Genomic DNA, 22,904 nt, shown 5'->3' on the forward strand with positions numbered 1-22,904 from the left:
TATGATTAAAGATTTTATTTTGCCGGATATTGGCGAAGGTGTTGTGGAGTGTGAGTTGGTTGAATGGCTAGTCAAAGAAGGCGACACAGTCGTTGAAGATCAGCCGATTGCCGATGTCATGACAGACAAAGCTTTAGTGCAAATCCCTGCACCTTTTGCGGGCGTGGTCACTAAGTTGTATTACGCCAAGGGTGATATTGCGAAAGTGCATGCGCCGCTCTATGCCGTAAAAATTGAAGGTGCCGTTGAAATTTCAGGTGAAGCGGTTGTGGCTGAATCTGCTGCGACGACTGCAAAAGTGACTGAGCCTGTGGCGGCAACAACTGCCAATACGTCATCCAGTTCATCCATCAGCATTGAAGAATTCTTACTACCGGATATTGGCGAAGGTATTGTTGAATGTGAACTCGTCGAATGGCTAGTGAGCGAAGGTGATTGGGTTGAGGAAGATCAACCGATTGCCGACGTGATGACAGATAAAGCGCTGGTGCAAATTCCTGCTATTAAAGCGGGTAAAATTGCCAAACTGCATTATCGCAAAGGTCAGCTAGCTAAAGTACATGCGCCTTTATTTGCCATTGAAGTTAAGCATATGGCTTCTGCACCTGCGGCAACAACAAACACTGATACTGTGGCCAATGCGGCACCAGCAGCCCAGATTGTGAATGCAGAACCTGCTCGCCAAGGTAAAGCCTTGGCCAGCCCTGCTGTTCGCCGTATGGCGCGATCTTTAGATATTGATTTAAGCCAAGTACCTGGCACAGGAAAGCACGGCCGTGTGTATAAGGAAGACATCACTCGCTTCCAACAAGGCGCGAGCAATGTTTCTGCATCAAGTGCGACTCAGGTAAAAGAAGCACCAGTTCAAGCGACTCAAGCATCTCAAACCCAAGTTCCAACATCGACAGTGACTCAACGCGCTGACACGGTTGAGCCGATCCGCGGCGTAAAAGCTGTGATGGCCCGTATGATGGTGGAGTCGGTGTCGAGCATTCCGCACTTTACCTATTGCGAAGAGTTTGATTTAACAGACTTAGTTGCACTGCGTGAAAGTATGAAGGTTAAGTATTCATCCGATGAAGTGAAGCTGACCATGATGCCTTTCTTTATGAAGTCGATGTCGCTGGCATTAACTCAATTCCCGGTGATGAACAGTCAAGTGAATGCGGATTGCACTGAACTCACTTACAAGGCACGTCACAATATCGGCATGGCGGTGGATTCTAAAGTGGGTCTTTTGGTGCCCAACATCAAAGATGTGCAGGACAAGAGCATTTTAGAAGTGGCGGCAGAAATCACCCGTCTGACCCAAGCAGCCCGCAGCGGCCGTGTGGCGCCAGCGGATCTGAAAGACGGCACCATTTCCATCTCTAACATTGGCGCCTTAGGTGGCACAGTGGCGACGCCAATTATCAACAAACCTGAGGTGGCGATTGTGGCCTTAGGTAAGTTGCAAACCTTGCCGCGTTTTAACGCGAAAGGGGACGTCGAAGCTCGCCAAATCATGCAAGTGAGCTGGTCTGGCGACCATAGAGTGATCGATGGCGGCACCATTGCTCGCTTCTGTAATCTGTGGAAACAGTATCTTGAGCAGCCTCAAGAGATGTTATTAGCGATGCGCTAAGGCGCTGGCACGAATAACTGACACTAAAAGGACGCTAAAAGCGTCCTTTTTTATTTGCTTTGCACAAATGGGTTAATCTTTTGATCCCGATTACGTATAATTCCCGAACGTCGTTATCCTGATGGATGTGTTATGAGTCAGTTAGCCCCCAGCCCATTTGCTCCAACAATAGAAACCATTGATTACCCGTTTCCGCCTAAGCCAGTGCCTTTGTCCGATACGCAAAAAGCCGACTATAAGGCACGTATCAAGCAACTGCTCATTGAAAAAGATGCCGTTCTGGTTGCCCACTATTATACCGATCCTGAAATCCAAGCCCTTGCCGAAGAAACCGGCGGCTGTGTTTCAGACTCCTTAGAAATGGCGCGCTTTGGCCGCGATCACCCAGCAAAAACCTTAATCGTTGCTGGGGTCAAGTTTATGGGTGAAACCGCCAAGATTTTAAGCCCAGAAAAAACCATTTTAATGCCGACCTTAGAAGCCACTTGTTCATTGGACTTAGGTTGTCCAATCGATAAGTTCAGCGCTTTCTGCGACGCCCACCCAGATCATACTGTGGTGGTTTACGCCAATACTTCGGCTGCAGTTAAAGCGCGCGCCGATTGGGTGGTGACCTCTAGTATTGCCCTTGAAATCGTAGAGCACTTGGACAGCGAAGGTAAAAAGATTATTTGGGGACCCGATCGTCATTTAGGCAGTTATATCGCCAAACAGACGGGCGCCGACATGTTGATGTGGCAGGGCGATTGTATCGTTCACGACGAGTTTAAATCGAACGCGCTGCGCGATATGAAAAGCGTTTACCCCGATGCAGCTATCCTTGTGCATCCTGAGTCGCCAGCCAGTGTGGTGGCGATGGCCGATGCAGTTGGCTCGACCAGTCAACTGATTAAAGCAGCGCAGACCATGCCAAATGAGCGTTTTATCGTGGCAACCGATCGCGGCATTTTTTATAAAATGCAGCAGGCGGCGCCAGGTAAAATTTTAATTGAAGCGCCAACCGGCGGAAATGGCGCAACCTGTAAGAGCTGTGCCCACTGTCCTTGGATGGCGATGAACGGTTTGCAGGCCATTGAAGCGTCACTCGCCGACAGCGATAAAACCACCCATGAGATTTTTGTGGATGAAGACTTAAGAGTTAAAGCGCTTATCCCACTGACGCGTATGCTGGATTTTGCCAAGACACTGAATATGAAAGTGAAGGGTAATGCCTAAGCCCATTATTTAGCTTTTCTTCAGCGTAATAAAAATCCCCGCCATAGCGTGGGGATTTTTTATGTCTGTTGTTTTTATTAAAACTAAGGCAATAAAAAGCCCCGCAAATGCGAGGCTTAATTGAGTAACGCGGAATCTAGTGACTAGATTACTTTGCGTTCATCAGTGCAACCGCGTTATCTAACATACGGTTACTGAATCCCCACTCGTTATCATACCAAGACATCACTTTCACTAAACGACCGTTTACACGGGTTTGAGTTGCGTCAAAGTTTGAAGAAAACGCATTGTGGTTAAAGTCGATAGACACCAATGGCTCTTTGTTTACCGCTAACACTTCGCTCAATGGCGCAACGCTGGCAGCACGTTCGATAATGGCATTCACTTCTTCAACTGTAGTGTCACGGGCAGCGATGAAAGATAAATCCACGAGTGATACGTTAACTGTAGGTACACGAACCGCTAAACCGTCGAACTTACCTTGTAATTCAGGTACAACCAAACCTACAGCAGCAGCTGCACCAGTTTTAGTTGGGATCATTGACAGTGCCGCAGCACGGGCACGACGTAAATCTGTATGGTACACGTCAGATAAACGTTGATCGTTGGTATAAGCGTGAATGGTGGTCATTAGGCCTGATTCAATACCAATCTCGTCATTTAACGGCTTAGCAAAAGGGGCTAAACAGTTAGTCGTACAAGAAGCATTTGAAATCACTGTCATGTCTGACGTCAGCACGTTGTTGTTCACACCGTAAACAACTGTGGCATCCACATTTTTACCTGGAGCAGAAATAATCACTTTCTTCGCGCCAGCGGTTAAATGTGGTTGAACGGTTTCTTTAGAAGTGAAGATACCGGTACATTCGAAAACCACGTCAACTTGCAACTCTGCCCATGGCAGTTTTGCAGGATCACGTTCTTGGAAAGTGAGGATCTTATCGCCATTCACATAAATAGCTTCGGCATCATGGTCAACCTTGGCATTGAAACGACCGTGAACAGAATCGTATTTTGTCAGGTGAGCGTTGATTGAAGCATCGCCTAAATCATTAATAGCGACAATCTTGATTGGGTAAGCTTTTTCGCTTTCGTACAAGGCGCGTAATACGTTTCTACCGATACGGCCATAGCCATTTATTGCTACACGGATAGTCATCTCATATCCCTCTGGTGATTATAAAATTCAACTGGTAGTAAAATTACCAAACTGACAGCTATCGTCAAGTTAAATCGGCATTTTACCGCTGTCTTGATTAACAAATTAGGTATTTTTTTTACATCGGTCGCGAAATCGCCATTTTTCACGCGTTAATTGGGTAAAAAATTACAAGATGGCAAACATTTTGCCATCAGTTGCTTAGTTTACTTTTTCGACAGGCGCAGGCGGCACTGCTTCGGTTTCAGTTGGCGCTTGGGCAACCGCTTGAGGATCAAGCCATTGTCTTACTGGACTCATAGAATAAGTGCCGTTTTTTAGCGCGTCGATAAGGGCTTGGGCTTTTAAGTTGAGTTCAGTCGCCAGCGTTTTATTGCCACCGAGCAAGGCTAGCATTTTTTCTTCAGAATACTTCTGCTGCGTAAGTAGTAAATTTGCCTTCGTCAGCATATAGGATTTATCTAAAACCTGTTGCTGGCGATAGGCAGATGCGAGCCCAAGTAACCAGTTAACATCGAAATCATCGTATTGGATCTCCGCAAAGACTTTAAGATAGAGTTGTTGCGCTTTGATGGCATTTCGATTGCTGTAATAGGTGGCGACTTGGGCAAGTAGAAAGGGGTCGGTCACTTCGCCGGCGTTTTCCTGTTCTAATAATCTATTTAACGCTGCGGTATCGCCAAAGCGAGTCCATTGGTAATAGGACATAAAAGGGTCTTGCCGTTCACGGGTTTGATCTTGTAGTAAACTTAAATTTTGAGTGCTTAGTCTAAAGGCTCTGGCTCTATCTGCTGTGCGATTGGTGTGGATGATATGCTGAACGCCAGAGGCGAGTTCAATGCAACGGCTGTAATCCTCAAGGTAGGTTAATTGTGAGTAGAGCTGCTTACCAGTGAGGTTTTCGCTGTCTTTTAACTTGTAGCGGTTTTGGATAAGCTTGGTCTTTTCAGTCAAACACCAGCTGTCCTTATGCAAATCGGCACAAATTTCAGGATTATTTTTACAAATTGCTGAGATATTTCGGTCATTATCACAACCGAAAAGACCGAAAAAGCTCATCCCTAAGGTAAATGATGTAATTATTACTAGATTTTGTCTCAAAACACTCTCCAAACGATAATTTTTCTAATAAAATTACAGATTTACAGAAAATATCTTACTGGCAACAAAGCGCGACTTTCATTACAATGGCGCCGACCAAAACAGGGTTTTCCCTAAAACCCGCATTAGATTATTGGTCTTTTCGTCATGTTACTCAAACCTTTCAGTACATTTTATTGAAAAGTGAGATAAAGGATCTGTAAATGAGCGCTGATAAACACCTACAAAGTTGGCAAGAACGTTTTGAAATGGCAGAGGCAATGCAGCCTTTGTTAGGCAAGTTGTACCGTAACCAAGGCGTTGAAGTCGTGGTCTACGGCAAGCCGTTACTCAATGCTTCTACGATTGAAATCATTAAAGCGCACCGTTTAGTTCGTCGTCATGTCGGTGAAAAATTACGTTTACGCGAGAGTTTCCCCTTCGTTCAAGCTTTGAGCAAACTCGCAGTTAAACAATGTAAAGTGGATATTGGTAAGCTTGCAGTCAATTACTGGCGCGATCACACCGATGTCAGCGAAATTGAAAACTATATGGCAAAAGAGTTGGCCGATGCCATCGACCATGCTGATGATGTCGCACCGCGTGACGTCGTGCTTTATGGTTTTGGCCGTATCGGTCGCTTATTGGCACGCTTGCTGATTGAACGCACAGGTCGCAGCAATAAGTTAAGGTTACGCGCTATCGTTTTACGTGGCGGTAAGAAAGGCGATTTAGAAAAACGCGCGAGTTTACTGCGTCGTGACTCAGTCCATGGCCCTTTCAATGGCTCTGTTGAAGTTGACGAAGAGAACAACGCCATCATAGCCAACGGCACTTATATCCAAGTGATCTATGCTAATTCACCCGACGAAGTGGATTACACTAAATACGACATCAATGATGCATTGATTGTTGATAACACGGGTATTTGGAAAGATGAAGCGGGTCTTGGTTTACACCTTAAGAGCCCTGGTGCCAGCAAAGTATTACTGACGGCTCCTGCAAAAGGCGCGATTAAGAATATCGTTTACGGTGTGAACGAAGGCGATATTACCCCTGAAGACATTATCGTTTCAGCGGCGAGTTGTACCACCAATGCTATTACGCCAGTACTGAAAGCTGTGAATGATAAATATGGTATCGAGAATGGTCACGTTGAAACGATTCATTCTTATACCAACGATCAAAACCTGATTGATAACTATCATACCGCTGACCGTCGTGGCCGTAGTGCACCATTAAACATGGTGATCACTGAAACGGGTGCAGCAAAAGCGGTTGCTAAAGCTTTGCCTGCATTAGCTGGTAAGTTAACTGGTAACGCGATTCGTGTGCCGACGCCTAACGTCTCTATGGCGATCATCAGCATGAACCTGAATGCTGAAACCAGTAAAGATGAGCTTAACGAGTATCTGAAAGATACGGCGTTACAATCACCACTGCAAAATCAAATTGATTACACAGACTCTACTGAGATTGTATCGAGCGATTTAGTGGGTTCTCGCTACGCGGGTGTGGTTGATTCACAAGCGACTATTGCAGAAGGCAAGCGTGCCATTCTTTATGTATGGTATGACAACGAATTTGGTTACAGTTGCCAAGTGGTTGGCGTAATGCAAACTATGTTAGGTTTAACGACGCTATCTCTACCTGCGTAAATTGCCCACGTAGGTTTTTCTCGAGTGATTAATGACTTTGCCTAACCTTTGAATAAAGCGCCCAATAGGGCGCTTTTGTTTTTCTATACTTCTACAATTTTATTGGACTCGACTCCATAGCTCACCATGATCCCCTGTTTATCTGCCGCATTTAATTAGCGGTAGCATCGGCATCAGTATCGGAAAAAAGCCTAAATTGATGAATGAAACATCAACTTTACTGAGGTGTGGCGGTTTATTGGGCAAACGATGCGGCTTAGATCATTTTTTAAAAATTGTTGATTGACTCTGAGGTCTAAATCGGTAGAATGCCAATCCGCAGTCAAGGGAAAGCATGCCGAGCATGAGTTCAAATGATTAAGCGCAATGATAGGCGACATTAGCTCAGTTGGTAGAGCGATACCTTGCCAAGGTATAGGTCATCGGTTCGAACCCGATATGTCGCTCCAAATTTTAATAAATTTGGCAGTTTGGGCGCGATGGCAGAATGGCTATGCTGCGGATTGCAAATCCGTCGATCTCGGTTCGACTCCGGGTCGCGCCTCCATAGATTAAAGTATTAATGACACGATTCCAGTTGTTAATATAAAGAGTTTGCCCGAGTGGTGGAATCGGTAGACACAAGGGATTTAAAATCCCTCGCTGGTAACAGCGTGCCAGTTCAAGTCTGGCCTCGGGTACCAAAAAACAGAAAAGCCCTGACTGATGTCAGGGCTTTTTTGCTTTGTAACTTCTACATCCACATTTTATGATTCTTAATCTAGTATAACTACAGCTATAGATTGGTTAGGCCCAAGCCCACTATTTTACTCATTCAGTATTGCGACTTCTGACCTGTTTCTTCTCTACAATACAAAACTGAGTGATTTTGTGATCTAGATGTTGTAAATCGCTTTATTTAAATAATGTCACTATTTGGCTAGTAATTGCGTAATAAAATGTACTTTTTATTGTTGAATCGACAATAGTGTAATAATTTCCCTAAGAAGGGACTTAAGTCGCTATTACCCCCTTAAAGACAGTGGTATAAATAAGCCGAAATTTCCCCTACACGCGCATATTAGGATACGTAGTCATGATTTTCTCTCAAGTATTACTCGCACCCGCTGATCCAATTCTTGGTTTAACCGATACCTTTAAAGCTGATCCGCGTCAGGATAAAGTTAATCTTGGTGTTGGCATTTATAAGGATGAGGCAGGACAGACTCCCGTTCTGGCTTCAGTGAAAAAAGCCGAGGCCATTTTACTTGAGCAAGAGAAGACCAAAAACTACTTAGGCATTGAAGGCGTTCAAGCTTATAACCGTGTAGTACAAACCTTGTTGTTCGGCGAAGGCAGTGCATTAATTTCTTCTGGCCGTGCTGCCACAGCGCAAGCTCCTGGTGGTACAGGAGCACTGCGTATTGCTGCTGAGTTTTTACTGCGTAATACCGATTCGCACACTATTTGGGTGAGCAATCCAACGTGGGCCAACCATCAAAATATTTTTGAAACGGCGGGTTTAACGGTTAAAGAGTTCGGTTATTACAAAGCAGAAGCCCATGACATCGATTTCGATACCATGATGACTGACTTGTCTCACGCCAATGCGGGTGATGTCGTGCTGCTACACGGTTGCTGCCATAACCCAACGGGTATCGATTTAACGTTGGCGCAATGGGAACTTGTTGCTCAATTGTGTGCTGATAAGAAACTCGTACCACTGTTTGACTTTGCTTATCAGGGTTTTGGTGCTGGCATTGAAGAAGATGCGGCAGGTCTGCGTTTAGTCGCGTCTAAAGTGTCTGAGTTGCTGGTCGCTAACTCTTTCTCTAAAAACTTTGGTTTATACAACGAGCGTATTGGCGCCGTGACTGTGGTGGCTGAAGATGCTGATGCTGCCGTACGTGCTTTTAGCCAAGTGAAACGTACCATACGCGCCAACTATTCTAATCCGCCAGCCCATGGCGCACTGATCGTCAGCACGATATTAAATGATGCAGCTCTGAAAGCCATGTGGGTGCAGGAAGTCAAAGAGATGCGTGAACGTATCGCCGAAATGCGTACTCTGTTTGTTGATAGCTTAAAGGCTGAGGGCGTGACTCAGGACTTCAGTTTTATTTCTCGCCAAAATGGCATGTTTAGTTTCTCAGGTTTAAACAAAGCCCAAGTGGCACGTTTGAAAGACGAATTTGGTGTCTATATTGTCGGCTCTGGGCGCATTAGCGTTGCAGGCATGACTAAGACGAATATGCCTGTTATCTGTAAAGCCATAGCACAAGTGTTGTAATGGTTATTGCAGCCTTATAGACAGACTAAAGGGACATTCCTTTTAGCTTTACAATATAAAGGACAGCACTTGCTGTCCTTTATTATTTCGATTGAATGATTAACAGGTAAGCGCTAGCAGGCAAGCGGTTGTTGAGTGAGATCATTGATCCGCAGCAGGGCGCTTAATGCATCTAATAAATTAGCTTGATCATGTAGATTGGGATTATGGCGATTCTTCAACGGAAAATAGTTAATCAGTGGCCCTAAACGCGTTTGTTCACCGTGGCGAAGTACTTTGTGAATAATGGGCTTGCCAATCACCTGGTGACACCAAGCTATGCGTTGCTCAATGCTAAACCGACCCGCGGGTGAGGCCTCTTCGGCAAGGTTATCGATAAAGATCACCTGCGCTTTAGTTGCAGCGAGGCTTTTCGCAAACTTCGGTAACAGCAGCGGCGGCATGATACTGGTTAAGAAACTCCCAGGGCCTAAGATGACCAAGTCCGCCTGACGAACAGCTTCACAGGCTTCAAAGGTGGCATCGACCTGTGGCTCAAGGCAGAGTGCAATAGGAGCCTCATTCATACTGTCGACATTAATTTCCCCAAAGACTTTACTGCCACAGGCTTGCAGGGCCACTAAGTGAGTGGGCTGCTCTGACATGGGAATAAGTTGGGTTTCTATCTTAAGTAAGTTACGGATGAGATTAACCGCTTCTAATGGACGAACGCAGAGTTGATCAAGAGCCAGTAAAATTAAATTACCTAAATTATGGCCACTGAGTTCAGTGGCACCTTGGAAACGATATTCGAACAATTGCGAGCCAACGGAAGGACGATTAGCTAAATGGGATAAGCAGTTACGTAAATCTCCCCAAGCAATACAGTCTTGCTCGGCTCTCAGTCGACCAGTAGAACCACCATTATCAGTGGTGGCGACAATCCCTGTAAGGCGGTTGCCTAAAAAATCGAGCGAGGATAATACTCGGCCTAAACCATGGCCTCCGCCGATGGCGACGACACGTTCAAATTGATTTAACATCAAATGCTGCATCTGGGTTTTTCCTTCCTGAATACCCGAAAATTTAATGTCATAGCCATCCATTGTCGCTATAAGCGGGATGACTCATGAACCGTTGTGCAATGGTGATAACGCTAAGGAACCTTAGTATAAATACTCAGTCAAATGCTTGCATCTATAAACGACGGCGTAATAGCAAGCTCGACTCGATAATGGTGCCTCAGGCGTAATATTGTACCTGAGTTCGTGATCATGATGATGGGCAAATTTCGTGAAATCTGACAAATAGCTTATAATCCGGCCTTTATTTGCCCAATAAGGGCGTTACACCTAAGGTGAATGATTGAAAACGGGTAGAATCGGTTCGTTTACATTGGCATTAGCCCTGGTCATAGTGGCGATTTTTGCATTACGAGTTTGGATCATTCCTCACTCGAATGACTCATCCGCTATTGCGCCCCAATTCGTCAGCGATGTCGATCCTGTTACGCAAGTCCCTGACTTTTCAGCGATCAGCGACATTACCGAAAAGAAGAAAGCTTTTTTTGATTTCCTGCGGCCGATTGTTCAGCAACAGAATGCCATTATCTTGATGGAGCGTGGCTTTATCAATGAGATGCTTGCCTTAGTCGATAATGGTAAGAGTTTATCTGATACCGAATTAGCGCAGATCAATGCGTTATTCGATAAATACCAATATGCGGCGCGTAACGTAGATGCTAAGTCATTAGCAAGCTTACTTAAACGTGTCGATATCGTGCCGGAATCTATGGTGTTAATTCAAGCCGCGAATGAATCGGGTTGGGGGAGTTCACGTTTTGCGAGAGAAGGTTTTAACTTTTTTGGTGAATGGTGTTTTACTTCTGGCTGCGGCATAGTGCCGTCCTCACGTGGTTCGGGTAAAAGTCATGAGGTGAAAGTGTTTTCATCGGTCGATGAATCGGTTTCATCCTATATGCGTAATTTAAATTCTAATACTGCCTATGCGTTATTTCGCTCTATTCGAGCAGATTTACGTTCACAGGAGCTAGAGCCAACAGCGGATCAATTGATTTACGGTTTAGTGAATTATTCTGAAAGACAAGAAGCTTATATTGATGAGCTGCTTGATATGTTACGTCATAATGAAAAATATTTGGTGAATGTCGATGTATAAAAAACTGTTGTTTAGTAGCCTGTTCTTTTTGGCAACTAGCGCCGCTGCAGAAACTGTATCCCTTGAATATAAAGGCTTTTATGATAGATTAAAACAAGTCAATAAAGGCGGTTATCAACTCGTGGAAGTGGCTTTTAGTGTTCCAATGCAAAAGAATTGTTTGATCCAAAGTGGTTCTATTTCCAGTGAAAAAACCTCAACGCCACTGACGTATACTGATGCCCAGCGGTTATTCATTCCCTTAGATGATGATTTAAAAGATCAGCGAGCCTTGGTTAATCTGCATTTCGCTGGCAGCGCTGAGGGATGTGGTATTGCAATGCAAGTTAGAGCAAAACAGACATTAGCCGAGTACGATAAAACGCGCCTACAACAAATCATGACTGAGATGGACACGCTGCTCGGTGCTATGCAAGGCTTCCCGATGCGTTATTTTAGGGAATCCATTACTGGCTTAAACTTTGAATTCTCACCTGAACAAGAAGTCTATATACGCCTTAATGGTCGTGAAGAAGCGATAAAAGGCAGTTATAAATTAGCCGCTAATGAGCTTGAAAGCATCACCACGCTAAGCTTCAGTGCCAAGCCATTAGTGTTGAGTCCTTGGGTGAAGTAATCATCTTTATATCTTCAGAGCGATTCAGAAGCGCTGGCTCAAAGATAAACTTATTCTGTAGCCATAAAAATGCCCACATTAAGTGGGCATTTTTGTTGTGTTAATTTATCTTGTTTACTTTCGTTGCGTTAACTTCTCTTACTGAATAGGCGCTAAATTCAGTCTAAGTTAGACTTCGTAAGTGTTAACAATATCAATGCGTTTTGCTGCATCCAAATCGATACGACCACTATTGGCGATATCAAGAAAATCGAATGCAGGCAGATTGGCTTCAGCAACATCACCACGCATAGGCGCATCTGGGTCACGTGTTAGAGACACAAAGTCGAACTGTTCACGGTCAACACCCTGTGATGGTGCGGTGTTTTGCATGGCGGTGAAAATCGTTTCAATGCGTCCGGGGTATTGTTTACCCCATTGATTCAGCATGTCTTTGACTGCGGCGCGTTTTAAGTTTTCCTGTGAGCCACACAAGTTGCATGGAATGATTGGAAATTCTTTTAAGCTTGCATATTCTTCGAGATCTTTCTCGCGACAATAGGCTAGGGGACGTATGACGATATTAGCGCCATCATCCGACAGCAGCTTTGGCGGCATTGCTTTCATCTTACCGCCAAAGAACATATTTAAGAACAAGGTCTCAATAATATCATCCCTGTGATGGCCTAGGGCGATTTTAGTGGCGCCGATACGCTGAGCAAAGCCATAAAGCGTGCCGCGGCGCAGGCGAGAGCACAAGGAGCAGGTGGTTTTACCTTCAGGAATTTTGTCTTTCACTATCGAGTAAGTATCTTTCTCGAGGATGTGATATGGCACATTGAGCTTATCGAGATAGGCGGGCAATACATGTTCAGGGAAGCCCGGTTGCTTCTGATCTAAATTAACCGCAATGATTTCAAACTGAATGGGCGCGCGTTGCTGCAGATTCATCAAAATATCGAGCATGGCGTAGCTGTCTTTACCGCCACTGAGGCAGCACATGATCTTATCGCCATCTTCAATCATATTGTAATCGGCAATCGCGCTGCCCACTTCACGACGAAGCCGCTTCTGTAATTTATTCAGACGGGTAGTTTGTTTTTTTGATAATTCTTCCGGCATAGGATTTACCGTAACTTCAGATATAGCTTCAAGCATAAAAAAGCGCCCAGTAACACAGTTTCAGGGCGCGTATTATTCCAGCTATCTTTGGCGGGGTAAAGAGCCGCGTATTGCTTAGGCTTCTTCTAACGGTGATTTATAACCGTCGGGCTTTATAGCCAATAAATCGCAGTTGATGCTATCGATAACATGTTCAGCGGTATTGCCTATCAATGCTGCTGAAAATCCGGTACGACCAACAGTCCCTAGGATCACCAATTCAGCATCAAGTTTTTCAGCCAGCTCAGGGATAACATCCTCTGGTAAACCTTCTTTTACATGGCAATGACTTGGATTAATATCATAAGCGCCCGCAAGATAACTCACGCGCTGCTCATGCTGCATGCGAATGGTTTCGTTGTATGACTGGGCATCAAAGTCAGGAAGCTCAATGGCAAGGTTAACAGGCGTGCCGGGATAACCATTGACTAAATGTACTTCAGCAGAGAACTTTTTCGCCAAATCTTTTGCATGTTCAATAATTTTACCGTTAAGCATTTGATGATCGGTATCTTCGGTTGCCACATTCACAGCACAGAGGATTTTGCCCGCGGCTGGCCAGTCATGGGCTTTCACCATCAACACTGGCACAGGGGCTTTACGCATTAAATGCCAATCAGTTGGAGTGAAGATCACCGCCTTGAGTTTGTCGTGGGCATGGGTGCCTTTAACAATCAAATCGTATTGCCCTGAAATAGCATGATTAATAATGCTTTCAAAGGGGCGATTATGCCAAATGACTTGAGTATCGATATTGAGTTGCAGATGAGTATAAGCGGCGAGTAAGTCTTGGATCCAAGCGAGCCGTTGATCTATGACACCTTGACGCATGGCTTCGCGTTCTTGATTCGACAGAATCGAAGTCATTTCGTAAGAGAAGTCGAAGATAGAAAGAAACACAGTGACTTGAGCGTTGCATTTACTGGCCAAGGCGATCGCTCGTGCAAGGGCAACTTGATTCTCAGTGGTAGGGTCAACCACAACCAGTATTTTTTGATAATCCTTCATGTTTGGTTCCTTTAGTCATAGGCTCAATATCATCATGAGCCTTTGGCAGTGAGCTGTATTGTTCTAGATCAAACTCATTTGAAATTGATTAAAACTCGCTTAAAAATCATGCCTTAATCTGCATGACATGTCTAGCAAGCACAGCTTTTACCATTAAACTGTTATGCTATTGGCGACAATTATTTAGGCTTGACCTCTCACGGTTAATGCTCTTGCGATTGACTATCTCGCGATGCGAGAATTACCCGCTAACAGATTTAGCTCTTGCGAGTCGAGGATAGTGATGTACTTACCCTTAACCTCAATCAAGCCTGACTTTTGGAAGCGTCCAAGTAAGCGGCTGATGGTTTCAACGGTTAAACCGAGATAATTGCCAATGTCACCGCGGGTCATGGTTAAACGGAATTCTTTAGGTGAGAAACCACGACTGCCGAAACGATTTGCTAAATTGCTGATAAACGCTGCTAGACGTTCTTCGGCATTTTTCTTACTGAGCAGCAGGATCATTTCTTGATCGCTCATGATCTCATTACTCATTAGACGCATGATCTGCTGACGTAACTTAGGCATAGTGCCCGAAAGTTCATCGAGGATATTAAAGGGGATTTCACAAACCATAGAGGTTTCGAGGGCCTGTGCAAAACTCTGGTGCAACTGAGCGTGAATACCATCAAAACCAATCACATCACCCGCGAGATGGAAGCCCGTTATCTGCTCATCACCTTGCTCGGTAATAGTGTAACTTTTGATGGTGCCAGAGCGGATCGCAAACAGGGATTTCAACGCGTCACCTGACTTAAAAATTTGCTCGCCTTTCTGGATTGGCTTTTTACGCTCAATAATATCATCGAGCTGATCTAGCTCACTTGCATTGAGGGTAAAAGGAATACAAAGGGTACCCATACTGCAATCGTGACAATGGATTGTGCATCCGCTAGCGGCAGGACGACGATTCTTATTTTGTTCAATTGTCATGTTGATTCTCAAGTTTATCCACTGCAACCATGTTAAACCAATTCACTCACTTGGGCTAGTTTAGCTGCGCGAGTGCGATATATAAAGTTTGACCACCAAAGGCAATTAACAGTAAGCCGCTCAATAGTCTAACGGTTTTCTTTTGTACCCATGCAGCAAGGCGTTTTGCCGCCATGCCAGCGCTTAATAGGGCGGGTAAAGTACCCAAGCCAAAGGCTAACATAATCAAGGCGCCTTGGCTGGCAGAGCCAGATGCAACCGACCAAGTTAAGGTGCTATAGACGAGGCCGCAGGGGAGCCAGCCCCAAATGAATCCCGCCATGACTGCTTGGCTCGGATTCTTGATTGGAACAAGACGCTGCGCTAGCGGTTTTAAATATTGCCATAGCCATTGACCTACACGCTCAATTTGCACTATTCCAACCCAAATTTTAGCGATGTAAAGTCCTGTTGCGATCATCATCAGTCCGGCAATCATGCGCAGGACAATCAGATAAATATCCAGCTCAAATAAGTGACCAAGACCTGCCGACGATGCGCCCACTAAGCCGCCCGCTAAGGTGTAACTTAAAATACGGCCTAAATTGTAACTCAGTAAATATTTAAGCTGATGGGCCAGCTGGTTACCTATTTTAGGATGAGGGATTTGGGCGGAAAACGCGCCCACTAAACCGCCACACATACCAAAACAATGTGCAGCTCCCATCAAGCCGACGAGAAAGGCACCAGTGACATTGTACTCAATCACAAAGGCATGCCTTTTTGCTGATTTTTTATCGCTTGCTGCGCTGCGATATCATCATGTTCTGCTGTTGACTGAATGGCGGGGGTGGGTAGATGGCCTGGTTTGTCAGTATTTTCATCAAACAATATAGAAACACTTTGACGGTCAAGATCGTCAAATTGCTCAGATTTCACTGCCCAGAAAAATACCATTACCGCAATGGCGACGAAGATCATGGCAATGGGGATAAGCACATAAATAATTTCCATAATGACCTCTTAGTATCTGGTTAAACGTTTTATTATGATCACACTTTTACCCGTAATAATCTCAGGCTATTACCGACCACAATCAAAGAACTCGCCGACATGCCAATCGCGGCAATATAAGGTGCCACATGACCAGTGACAGCTAAAGGCAAGATAAGGGCGTTGTAACCCAGCGCCCACGCTAAATTTTGTTTAATAATTTGCGTGGTCAGTTTAGCGACCGCGACAGCTTGGGTGAAACGGGATAGATGATCGCCCAGCAAAATCAAATCGGCACTGTTTTTGGCAATCGCACTGCCACTGCCCATGGCGACCGACAAATCAGCCCCCGCAAGTACTGGCGCATCATTGATGCCATCGCCAAACATCGCCACGCGAGTATGCTGTTGTAATTTCGTTACTAGGGCAAGTTTACCCGCGGGCGTTAATCCGCTGTGCACATCTTCAATTCCCAGCTCTTTGGCCAGTTGATGCACATGTCCGGAGCTATCGCCGCTGGCGATACTAATGCGGCAACCTTGTTGCTTTAATATCTCAATCGTGGCCTTACTGTCTTGACGAATATTGTCTTGAATTTCAAAGCTGGCAAGCACTTCAAGCTGCTCATTGGCTGAGCGTGCTAACCAAATCTTTTGGGTTGGGTCCTGAGTATCGATACGTGCGCCAGTAAATACAGCATTACCAATTAAATAGTCAGTCCCCTCGATACGGCCTCGAACACCAAAGCCGACTTCATGGTGAACTTGCTCCGCGACCAAGGTATTATCGGCAAATAGGGCAAATGCAGCCGCAATCGGATGACGAGAGCCCGTTTCCAGCGCTGCGGCAATGGCTAAGGCCTGCGTCTTTGTTAAATCGGCCATGCACTGCGTTTGCCCGATAGAGAGCGTACCACAGGTAAGGGTGCCAGTTTTATCAAAGACCACATGTTTAATCTGCGGCAGTTTTTCAAATACGCCGGCTTTGCGGGTAATGATCCCAAGACGGGTAAAAATGGCGGTTGCACAGGTGACGGCGGTCGGTGTCGCTAGCGCTAAGGCACAAGGACAAGTTGCGACTAGAACCGATAGCGTTACCCAAAAGGCATCCTCTGGGGAAATCTGTTGCCAAACCAAATAGGTGATCGTCGCGATTGTTAGAATCGTACCCGAGAAATAGCGGGATAATTTATCGGCTAATAGGGCTATCGCAGGTTTTGTATTGGATGCCAGCTCCTGCAGTCGAATAATTTCAGCCACGAGTTGGTCTTGCCCTAACGCGGTAACTTTAACTTTTATCGGTTGATCGACGTTGATAGTGCCAGCGTACACTTGCTGATCTTGCTGCTTTTCAATGGGCATTTGCTCACCAGTGAGCATAGCTTCATTGATGTTTGTGTGGCCTTCAATCACCACACCATCGGCCGCAACCATTTCCCCTGGTTTTACAAGGATCACATCATTGAGGCGTAACTTTTTGGCCGGAATTTCTTCTTGACCATTTTCGGTGACTAAGTGTGCAGTGAGCGGCACCAGTTTATGTAAATTACTGGAGCTGACCGAGGCCTTTTGTCTTGCCTTTTGCTCGAAGTAACGCCCAAGTAACAAAAAGAAAGTAAACATGGATACGGATTCAAAATACACTTCGCCTGTGCCATTCACTGTGGCAAAACAGCTTGCGGTATAGGCACCACCAATGGCAATCGAAACAGACACATCCATATTGAGTTTGCCGCTGAGCAGGGTACGAATGGCACTAAAATAGAAGGGCTGCGCCGAATAAAGCACCACAGGCGTGGCAAAAATCATGCTAACCCAGCGGAAATAGTCCCGATATTGCACGTCTAAATCGGTGAAGTAGCCAGTATAAAGGGCGAGGGCGAACATCATAACTTGCATAGTCGCAAAGCCAGCTAAGCCTAAACGCAGTAAAAATTTGCGACTATTGAGTTTATTGTTGAGCTCTTGTTCGTCAACTTGGTAGGGTGCGGCTTGATAGCCAATACGACTAATTTGTCCGAGAATATCGCTAAGTTTTACCTTGCGTTTATCCCAACTGATCATGGCGCGTTGGGTGGTTGAGTTGACTAGCACTTGGCTCACGCCCGCAAGTTGTTTGACTTTGTGTTCAATTAACCAAGCACAGGCGGCACAGGTGATACCATCGATGGAGAGTGATACTGATTCGACATTGTCCTCAGAATGCACAAAGTCTTGCTGCACTTCGGGCAAGTCATAGGCGCTAAATTGCGTTAATGCTTCGGGGACCAGGGCATTCTGTTTATTGCCAGGCTCAGTGCGGAACTTGTAATAACTGAGTAATCCCGCATCGACAATCGCTTGAGAAACCGCCTGACAGCCAGGGCAACACATAAGTTCATCACGATCATTAATGCGAGTCACAAACTGCTGGCCCGTCAGAACGGGCTCTTGGCAGTGAAAACAACTTGGATACGTCATAGCGCTACTTATTTAACCACAATCAATTCAGCCAAAGTTGGACGTGATCTTTTAATTCAACGCGTTGGTGAATTCGCCATTTACCGTCGTAACTTTCGAGGCGAACTTCCCAAGGACCGGTTAGGGTAGTAGGGATGGTAATGCGATACACATTACTGGCATCGGCCGTCGCAGTGAGTTTCATATCTCTGTCGGCAATGGTTGGATGATAGAACTCGACTTTCAAGGCGGCTTGATATGCTGGTCCCCCTTGCTGCGTCAGTAAAATCTCATTATTGGCTTGATCGAGTGAAAAGTTCATGCCTATTTGTTTGGCATATTTCACTTTACTTAAGTCCATATTAATGGCTTTGCCATCTTTGTAGTAATCCTCGGCGACTAAAGAGTCCGAGTTCGTAAGGGCAATTTTTAGTGTGGTAAAACTTGCGACGACGGCACATAAAGGAAGAATAATTAAAAACCAAGGCCAGAACTGCTTATACCAGGCTTGTTGTTCGCTCATGTCAGATACCCATTCAAAAAATTTGCGCCATTTTACCGTTAAAAGACGGTTTTAGCACTTTAAAAAAAAGGCCTCGAAGTCTTCGAGGCCTTAGTGTTACTTATACCTAATTACTTGTTTGACAAGCTATAAACATAAGCTGTTATGACGTGAACTTTCTCTTCACCGAGAACGTCTTTCCATGCTGGCATCACACCTGCGCGACCATGTTTAATGGTCTCTTCGATCATGCCACGGCTACCGCCATATAACCAAACATCGTCAGTTAAGTTAGGAGCACCCATAAACTTGTTGCCTTTAGCGTCCATACCATGACACGCAAAACAACCTTTCATGAATGAGCCTTGACCTTGGGCAGCGAGTTTCTCGTCATGCTCACGACCAGACAATTTAACAACGTATTCAGCTAAACCAGCAATCTCGCTATCTTCGATTGGCAAACCACCTTTGGGTGGCATCATGCCATGACGACCTGCCATGATAGTGGTCTTAATCGTGGCTAATTCACCACCATATAACCAGTCACCATCGGTAAGATTAGGGAAGCCTTTGCTACCACGTGCATCAGAACCATGGCACTGAGCACAGTTTTGCAGGAACAAACGGCCACCCACTTTCAACGCTTCTTGGTTTTTCACTAATTCTTCTAGTGGTGTTGCCAAGTAAGCCGCGAAGATTGGGCCATATTTGTCATCGGCGTGCTTCACTTCCTGATCATATTGCACCCAGCGACCTTCTTTTGCGGCTAACTCAACCGCGGCAGCAGAATCGGCTTTAATCCCCTGTTCAGTACCAATACTTTGGTTCGCACTGCTCCAGCCTAATAGGCCTTTGTAGTTGCCTAAACCAGGATATAAGGCCAAATAGATCAAGCCAAACACGATAGTGATATAGAACATATAACTCCACCATTTTGGCAGTGGGTTATTGAGTTCTTCAATACCGTCGAAACTGTGACCCATGGATTCGCCTTCTTTTACGTCAGTGGTGTTCTTAGAACACACACGCAGTAATAGAAAACAACCCGCGATCACGACTAACGAGAGTACAGTAATCCAAACACTCCAGAAGCTACTCATCACTTATTCTCTCCTGAGTCCTTCGATACCTTGTTGACTTCCTCATCGGAAAACACAAGGTTAGCTGCTTCATCAAATGATTTTTGACGACGCGAGCTATATGCCCAAGCAAATATACCGACGAAGGTCAGCATCACAATGATGGTCAAAATGCCTTGTAATGTGCCGTAATCCATATATTGCCTCCTTATTTGAGTGCGTGACCCAAAGACTGAAGATATGCAATCAAGGCGTCCATTTCTGTCTTACCTGCAACAGCTTGCTGTGCGCCTGCGATTTCTTCATCGGTATAAAGATCATTACCTTTGTAACCGCCTTTATGTAGGTTACGTAGGATAGTCATCTTGTCACCCGTTAGTTTGCCGTCTAACTTGTTTTCGGCTAACCATGGGAACCCTGGCATATTCGATTGAGGAACTACAGCACGAGGATCGATTAAGTGAACTTCATGCCATTTATCGCTATAACGACCGCCAACACGTGCAAGATCAGGACCCGTACGCTTAGAACCCCATTGGAATGGATGATCCCAAACTGATTCGCCCGCGACAGAGTAGTGACCATAACGTTCAGTTTCTGCACGTAAAGGACGGATCATCTGGCTGTGACAGTTATAACAACCTTCACGAACATAAATGTCACGACCTTCAATTTGCAGGGCAGTGTATGGCTTTAAACCTTCAACTGGCTCAGTCGTATCTTTTTGAAAAATCAACGGTGTGATTTCAACGAGACTACCGAAGCTGATAGCGATAACGGTAAAAATCGCTAACAAACCGATGTTTTTTTCAACTATCTCATGATTAAATTTCATCGAGTTTGCTCCTTTAAGCCGCTGTTGGTTCAGCCAATGCTGGCAATGAATCTTTAGAGGCTTTCACAGTACGGATCACGTTATATGCCATGATCAGCATACCGGTCAGGAAGAAACAACCGCCAAGGAAACGTACGAAGTAGAAAGGATAAGAAGCTTCCAGACTTTCAACAAAGCTATAAGTCAAAGTACCGTCAGCATTCACTGCGCGCCACATCAGACCTTGCATTACACCTGAAATCCACATTGAGACGATGTAAAGCACAGTACCAATAGTCGCTAACCAGAAATGGACGTTAATTAACTTGATGCTGTACATACGGCCGTGACCGAACAATACAGGGATCAAGTGATACAGAGAACCGATTGACACCATTGCAACCCAGCCTAGCGCGCCGGAGTGAACGTGACCGATAGTCCAGTCTGTATAATGTGATAGTGCGTTAACTGTCTTAATTGCCATCATAGGGCCTTCGAAGGTAGACATACCGTAGAAAGACAGAGAAACAACTAAGAAACGTAACACAGGGTCAGTACGCAGTTTATGCCAAGCACCAGACAAGGTCATGATACCGTTAATCATACCGCCCCAAGAAGGTGCGAATAGGATCAGTGACATCACCATACCTAAAGACTGAGTCCAGTCAGGTAAAGCTGTGTAATGTAAGTGGTGAGGACCAGCCCAGATATACAGTGCGATCAGTGCCCAAAAGTGGACAATAGAAAGACGGTAAGAGTACACAGGACGACCTGCTTGCTTAGGTACGAAGTAATACATCATCCCCAAGAAGCCTGCGGTTAATAAGAAACCTACAGCGTTGTGACCATACCACCACTGCACCATAGCATCGACAGCGCCGCTATACAGAGAGTATGACTTGAACAGACTGACTGGTACTGCCATAGAGTTAACTATGTGTAGTACGGCAACGGTAATAATAAAGGCACCAAAGAACCAGTTCGCCACATAAATATGCGAAGTTGTTCGTTTGATAATAGTACCGAAGAACACGATAGCGTAGGACACCCAAACGATAGTAATTGCGATATCGATAGGCCATTCTAGTTCAGCGTATTCTTTTCCTTGGGTGAAACCCATTGGTAAAGAGATAGCTGCTGACAGAATGATGGCTTGCCATCCCCAAAACGTAAATGCGGCTAACTTAGGTGCAAATAGTCGGGTTTGACAGGTGCGTTGTACGACATAATAGGATGTTGCAAAAAGGGCTGATGTACCGAACGCGAAGATCACCGCATTGGTGTGTAATGGTCGCAAGCGACTATACGTTAACCAAGGAGTGTCAAAGTTCAGCTGAGGCCAGATTAACTGAGCCGCAATTAATACGCCGACTGACATACCAACAATACCCCACAAAACTGTGGTTAAGGCAAATTGGCGGACAATGGCGTAATTGTAATCAGCGCCTGTTGGCTGGGAATGGTTCATCATAATGCTTCCACTGCTTATTACTTTTACTTTTAGTAAAGACAAGCTTTACCTGTTATAAATGACATAAAACTCAGCCTCCCTATTAAGGTTGCTGAGTGATGTCAATGCGTTACCCTGCATATTTTTGCTCAAATATGAGGTTTCGCAATGATACTTGAGCCATATCAAAAAAGATACCAAAGAAGGGGTGTGGAAAGTTGATCTAGATCAACCTACGCCATAGAATGTTAACATATTGCATCATAAGGTTAATCTTTGTGCTAACTCGTCTGAGCCCCTATTTATTTATTGCATTATTTAGCTTCAATCTCACAGCTTGTAAGGAAGATGCAAAGCAAGTCACACTTAAAAGCAGTCTTGATCCTTCACTTTGCCAATTTTCTAAGGGGGATTGTGTTAAAAAAGTTGGGGATGTTGAGCTCACTTTTCGCTTGTCACCAGGGAGTGCACCAAGCGAAAAGCCATTGACATTACAGTTGTTATCTTCCATGCCAATTTCTAATGTGCAAATCCGCTTAGAAGGAAGAGACATGTTTATGGGCGTTATTCCTGTAAATGTGAAGCAAACTGATGAAATGACTTATATCGGTCAGTTAGTCTACGGTTCTTGTAGTAGTGGCTACATGGTTTGGCGTGGCTTTGTGAGTTTTAGCGTTAATGGTGAAACTAAAACGGCTGTTTTTGATTTTCTCGCAGATGACAATGGTTAGATATATCTTTGAAAGTG

The 22,904-nt window shown here is 45.0% G+C and carries 21 protein-coding genes and 3 tRNA genes; 10 read left to right on the forward strand and 14 right to left on the reverse strand.

Going from position 1 to position 22,904, the window contains the following annotated elements:
* The first annotated feature begins 1 nt into the window (after position 1).
* Entirely contained in the window at positions 2 to 1,624 is a 1,623-nt protein-coding gene (locus tag L5L91_RS10340; protein WP_263236399.1) for a dihydrolipoyllysine-residue acetyltransferase, read from the forward strand.
* A gap of 132 nt (positions 1,625 to 1,756) precedes the next feature.
* Positions 1,757 to 2,839 carry a quinolinate synthase NadA gene (gene nadA, locus L5L91_RS10345; RefSeq protein WP_263191992.1) on the forward strand — a complete coding sequence of 361 codons (1,083 nt, stop codon included), beginning with the start codon at positions 1,757 to 1,759 and terminating at the stop codon, positions 2,837 to 2,839.
* A gap of 148 nt (positions 2,840 to 2,987) precedes the next feature.
* Here the strand turns inward: nadA and gap are convergent, their stop codons facing one another.
* Both gap and L5L91_RS10355 read right to left on the reverse strand, forming a co-directional pair.
* Complete coding sequence (gene gap, locus L5L91_RS10350; RefSeq protein WP_006081590.1) at positions 2,988 to 3,998, reverse strand: type I glyceraldehyde-3-phosphate dehydrogenase; 1,011 nt, start codon at positions 3,996 to 3,998, stop codon at positions 2,988 to 2,990.
* 201 nt (positions 3,999 to 4,199) lie between these two features.
* Entirely contained in the window at positions 4,200 to 5,099 is a 900-nt protein-coding gene (locus tag L5L91_RS10355; RefSeq protein ID WP_263236401.1) for a DUF2989 domain-containing protein, read from the reverse strand.
* Positions 5,100 to 5,302: 203 nt separating this feature from the next.
* Here L5L91_RS10355 and L5L91_RS10360 point away from each other — a divergent pair, with 203 nt between their 5' ends.
* The 5 genes from L5L91_RS10360 (at position 5,303) to L5L91_RS10380 (ending at position 9,005) form a co-directional block, all read left to right on the forward strand.
* Positions 5,303 to 6,736, forward strand: a complete 1,434-nt coding sequence (locus L5L91_RS10360; RefSeq protein WP_263236403.1) for a glyceraldehyde-3-phosphate dehydrogenase — start codon at positions 5,303 to 5,305, stop codon at positions 6,734 to 6,736.
* 373 nt (positions 6,737 to 7,109) lie between these two features.
* Positions 7,110 to 7,185 (forward strand) — tRNA-Gly (locus tag L5L91_RS10365).
* A gap of 24 nt (positions 7,186 to 7,209) precedes the next feature.
* Positions 7,210 to 7,283 (forward strand) — tRNA-Cys (locus tag L5L91_RS10370).
* A 49-nt stretch (positions 7,284 to 7,332) separates the two neighbouring features.
* Positions 7,333 to 7,419: transfer RNA gene (locus L5L91_RS10375), tRNA-Leu, on the forward strand.
* A 392-nt stretch (positions 7,420 to 7,811) separates the two neighbouring features.
* Positions 7,812 to 9,005: an amino acid aminotransferase gene (locus L5L91_RS10380; RefSeq protein WP_198573461.1), complete on the forward strand. Its 1,194-nt coding sequence runs from the start codon at positions 7,812 to 7,814 to the stop codon at positions 9,003 to 9,005.
* Positions 9,006 to 9,118: 113 nt separating this feature from the next.
* Here L5L91_RS10380 and L5L91_RS10385 read toward each other — a convergent pair whose 3' ends face one another.
* A complete protein-coding gene (locus tag L5L91_RS10385; protein ID WP_028759976.1) occupies positions 9,119 to 10,039 on the reverse strand; it encodes a YvcK family protein in 921 nt (306 codons plus the stop codon).
* Positions 10,040 to 10,349: 310 nt separating this feature from the next.
* On the opposite strand from L5L91_RS10385, the gene L5L91_RS10390 reads away from it, so the two are divergent.
* Positions 10,350 to 11,162, forward strand: coding sequence for a glucosaminidase domain-containing protein (locus L5L91_RS10390; protein ID WP_263236406.1), 813 nt, complete (start codon positions 10,350 to 10,352; stop codon positions 11,160 to 11,162).
* Positions 11,155 to 11,778 (forward strand): DUF2987 domain-containing protein, encoded by a 624-nt coding sequence (locus tag L5L91_RS10395; protein ID WP_263236409.1) that lies wholly within the window; start codon positions 11,155 to 11,157, stop codon positions 11,776 to 11,778. The genes L5L91_RS10390 and L5L91_RS10395 overlap by 8 nt, the downstream gene beginning before the upstream one ends.
* 168 nt (positions 11,779 to 11,946) lie before the next feature.
* On the opposite strand, the gene ttcA is transcribed toward L5L91_RS10395, so the two are convergent.
* The 11 genes from ttcA to ccoN form a co-directional block, all read right to left on the reverse strand.
* Positions 11,947 to 12,915 carry a tRNA 2-thiocytidine(32) synthetase TtcA gene (ttcA, locus tag L5L91_RS10400; protein ID WP_263236411.1) on the reverse strand — a complete coding sequence of 323 codons (969 nt, stop codon included), beginning with the start codon at positions 12,913 to 12,915 and terminating at the stop codon, positions 11,947 to 11,949.
* A gap of 78 nt (positions 12,916 to 12,993) precedes the next feature.
* A complete protein-coding gene (uspE, locus tag L5L91_RS10405) occupies positions 12,994 to 13,926 on the reverse strand; it encodes a universal stress protein UspE (RefSeq protein ID WP_263236414.1) in 933 nt (310 codons plus the stop codon).
* Between the two features lie 222 nt (positions 13,927 to 14,148).
* Positions 14,149 to 14,901: an electron transport transcriptional regulator EtrA gene (etrA, locus tag L5L91_RS10410; RefSeq protein WP_006081599.1), complete on the reverse strand. Its 753-nt coding sequence runs from the start codon at positions 14,899 to 14,901 to the stop codon at positions 14,149 to 14,151.
* Between the two features lie 55 nt (positions 14,902 to 14,956).
* The gene (locus L5L91_RS10415; protein WP_219250730.1) at positions 14,957 to 15,649 is read right to left on the reverse strand and encodes a sulfite exporter TauE/SafE family protein; all 693 of its coding nucleotides are present in this window, start codon (positions 15,647 to 15,649) and stop codon (positions 14,957 to 14,959) included.
* Entirely contained in the window at positions 15,646 to 15,894 is a 249-nt protein-coding gene (ccoS, locus tag L5L91_RS10420; RefSeq protein ID WP_173244909.1) for a cbb3-type cytochrome oxidase assembly protein CcoS, read from the reverse strand. The genes L5L91_RS10415 and ccoS overlap by 4 nt, the downstream gene beginning before the upstream one ends.
* A gap of 38 nt (positions 15,895 to 15,932) precedes the next feature.
* On the reverse strand, positions 15,933 to 18,332 hold the full coding sequence (locus L5L91_RS10425) for a heavy metal translocating P-type ATPase (protein WP_219252327.1): 2,400 nt from the start codon (positions 18,330 to 18,332) through the stop codon (positions 15,933 to 15,935).
* A 22-nt stretch (positions 18,333 to 18,354) separates the two neighbouring features.
* Complete coding sequence (locus tag L5L91_RS10430) at positions 18,355 to 18,834, reverse strand: FixH family protein (protein ID WP_113940485.1); 480 nt, start codon at positions 18,832 to 18,834, stop codon at positions 18,355 to 18,357.
* A 110-nt stretch (positions 18,835 to 18,944) separates the two neighbouring features.
* Complete coding sequence (gene ccoP / locus L5L91_RS10435) at positions 18,945 to 19,913, reverse strand: cytochrome-c oxidase, cbb3-type subunit III (RefSeq protein WP_113940484.1); 969 nt, start codon at positions 19,911 to 19,913, stop codon at positions 18,945 to 18,947.
* Entirely contained in the window at positions 19,913 to 20,089 is a 177-nt protein-coding gene (locus L5L91_RS10440; protein WP_028759966.1) for a CcoQ/FixQ family Cbb3-type cytochrome c oxidase assembly chaperone, read from the reverse strand. The genes ccoP and L5L91_RS10440 overlap by 1 nt, the downstream gene beginning before the upstream one ends.
* Positions 20,090 to 20,100: 11 nt before the next feature.
* The gene (ccoO, locus tag L5L91_RS10445; RefSeq protein ID WP_028759965.1) at positions 20,101 to 20,727 is read right to left on the reverse strand and encodes a cytochrome-c oxidase, cbb3-type subunit II; all 627 of its coding nucleotides are present in this window, start codon (positions 20,725 to 20,727) and stop codon (positions 20,101 to 20,103) included.
* Positions 20,728 to 20,740: 13 nt separating this feature from the next.
* Positions 20,741 to 22,177 carry a cytochrome-c oxidase, cbb3-type subunit I gene (ccoN, locus tag L5L91_RS10450; protein ID WP_028759964.1) on the reverse strand — a complete coding sequence of 479 codons (1,437 nt, stop codon included), beginning with the start codon at positions 22,175 to 22,177 and terminating at the stop codon, positions 20,741 to 20,743.
* 224 nt (positions 22,178 to 22,401) lie between these two features.
* On the opposite strand from ccoN, the gene L5L91_RS10455 reads away from it, so the two are divergent.
* Positions 22,402 to 22,887: a hypothetical protein gene (locus tag L5L91_RS10455; protein ID WP_206766122.1), complete on the forward strand. Its 486-nt coding sequence runs from the start codon at positions 22,402 to 22,404 to the stop codon at positions 22,885 to 22,887.
* Positions 22,888 to 22,904: the final 17 nt, after the last annotated feature.

Origin of the sequence: Shewanella sp. SM55 (assembly GCF_025654025.1) — a bacterium.
GTDB lineage: Bacteria > Pseudomonadota > Gammaproteobacteria > Enterobacterales > Shewanellaceae > Shewanella > Shewanella oncorhynchi.

Bases quoted from the DNA above. Each gene is read 5' to 3' on its own strand.
- L5L91_RS10430 (WP_113940485.1), bottom strand. From the start codon at position 18,834: ATGAGCGAACAACAAGCCTGGTATAAGCAGTTCTGGCCTTGGTTTTTA.
- L5L91_RS10455 (WP_206766122.1), top strand. From the start codon at position 22,402: ATGTTAACATATTGCATCATAAGGTTAATCTTTGTGCTAACTCGTCTG.
- gap (WP_006081590.1), bottom strand. From the start codon at position 3,998: ATGACTATCCGTGTAGCAATAAATGGCTATGGCCGTATCGGTAGAAAC.
- L5L91_RS10425 (WP_219252327.1), bottom strand. From the start codon at position 18,332: ATGACGTATCCAAGTTGTTTTCACTGCCAAGAGCCCGTTCTGACGGGC.
- L5L91_RS10380 (WP_198573461.1), top strand. From the start codon at position 7,812: ATGATTTTCTCTCAAGTATTACTCGCACCCGCTGATCCAATTCTTGGT.
- ccoP (WP_113940484.1), bottom strand. From the start codon at position 19,913: ATGAGTAGCTTCTGGAGTGTTTGGATTACTGTACTCTCGTTAGTCGTG.
- L5L91_RS10340 (WP_263236399.1), top strand. From the start codon at position 2: ATGATTAAAGATTTTATTTTGCCGGATATTGGCGAAGGTGTTGTGGAG.
- L5L91_RS10440 (WP_028759966.1), bottom strand. From the start codon at position 20,089: ATGGATTACGGCACATTACAAGGCATTTTGACCATCATTGTGATGCTG.
- nadA (WP_263191992.1), top strand. From the start codon at position 1,757: ATGAGTCAGTTAGCCCCCAGCCCATTTGCTCCAACAATAGAAACCATT.
- etrA (WP_006081599.1), bottom strand. From the start codon at position 14,901: ATGACAATTGAACAAAATAAGAATCGTCGTCCTGCCGCTAGCGGATGC.
- ccoO (WP_028759965.1), bottom strand. From the start codon at position 20,727: ATGAAATTTAATCATGAGATAGTTGAAAAAAACATCGGTTTGTTAGCG.
- L5L91_RS10385 (WP_028759976.1), bottom strand. From the start codon at position 10,039: ATGCAGCATTTGATGTTAAATCAATTTGAACGTGTCGTCGCCATCGGC.
- ccoS (WP_173244909.1), bottom strand. From the start codon at position 15,894: ATGGAAATTATTTATGTGCTTATCCCCATTGCCATGATCTTCGTCGCC.
- L5L91_RS10360 (WP_263236403.1), top strand. From the start codon at position 5,303: ATGAGCGCTGATAAACACCTACAAAGTTGGCAAGAACGTTTTGAAATG.
- uspE (WP_263236414.1), bottom strand. From the start codon at position 13,926: ATGAAGGATTATCAAAAAATACTGGTTGTGGTTGACCCTACCACTGAG.
- L5L91_RS10395 (WP_263236409.1), top strand. From the start codon at position 11,155: ATGTATAAAAAACTGTTGTTTAGTAGCCTGTTCTTTTTGGCAACTAGC.
- ttcA (WP_263236411.1), bottom strand. From the start codon at position 12,915: ATGCTTGAAGCTATATCTGAAGTTACGGTAAATCCTATGCCGGAAGAA.
- ccoN (WP_028759964.1), bottom strand. From the start codon at position 22,177: ATGATGAACCATTCCCAGCCAACAGGCGCTGATTACAATTACGCCATT.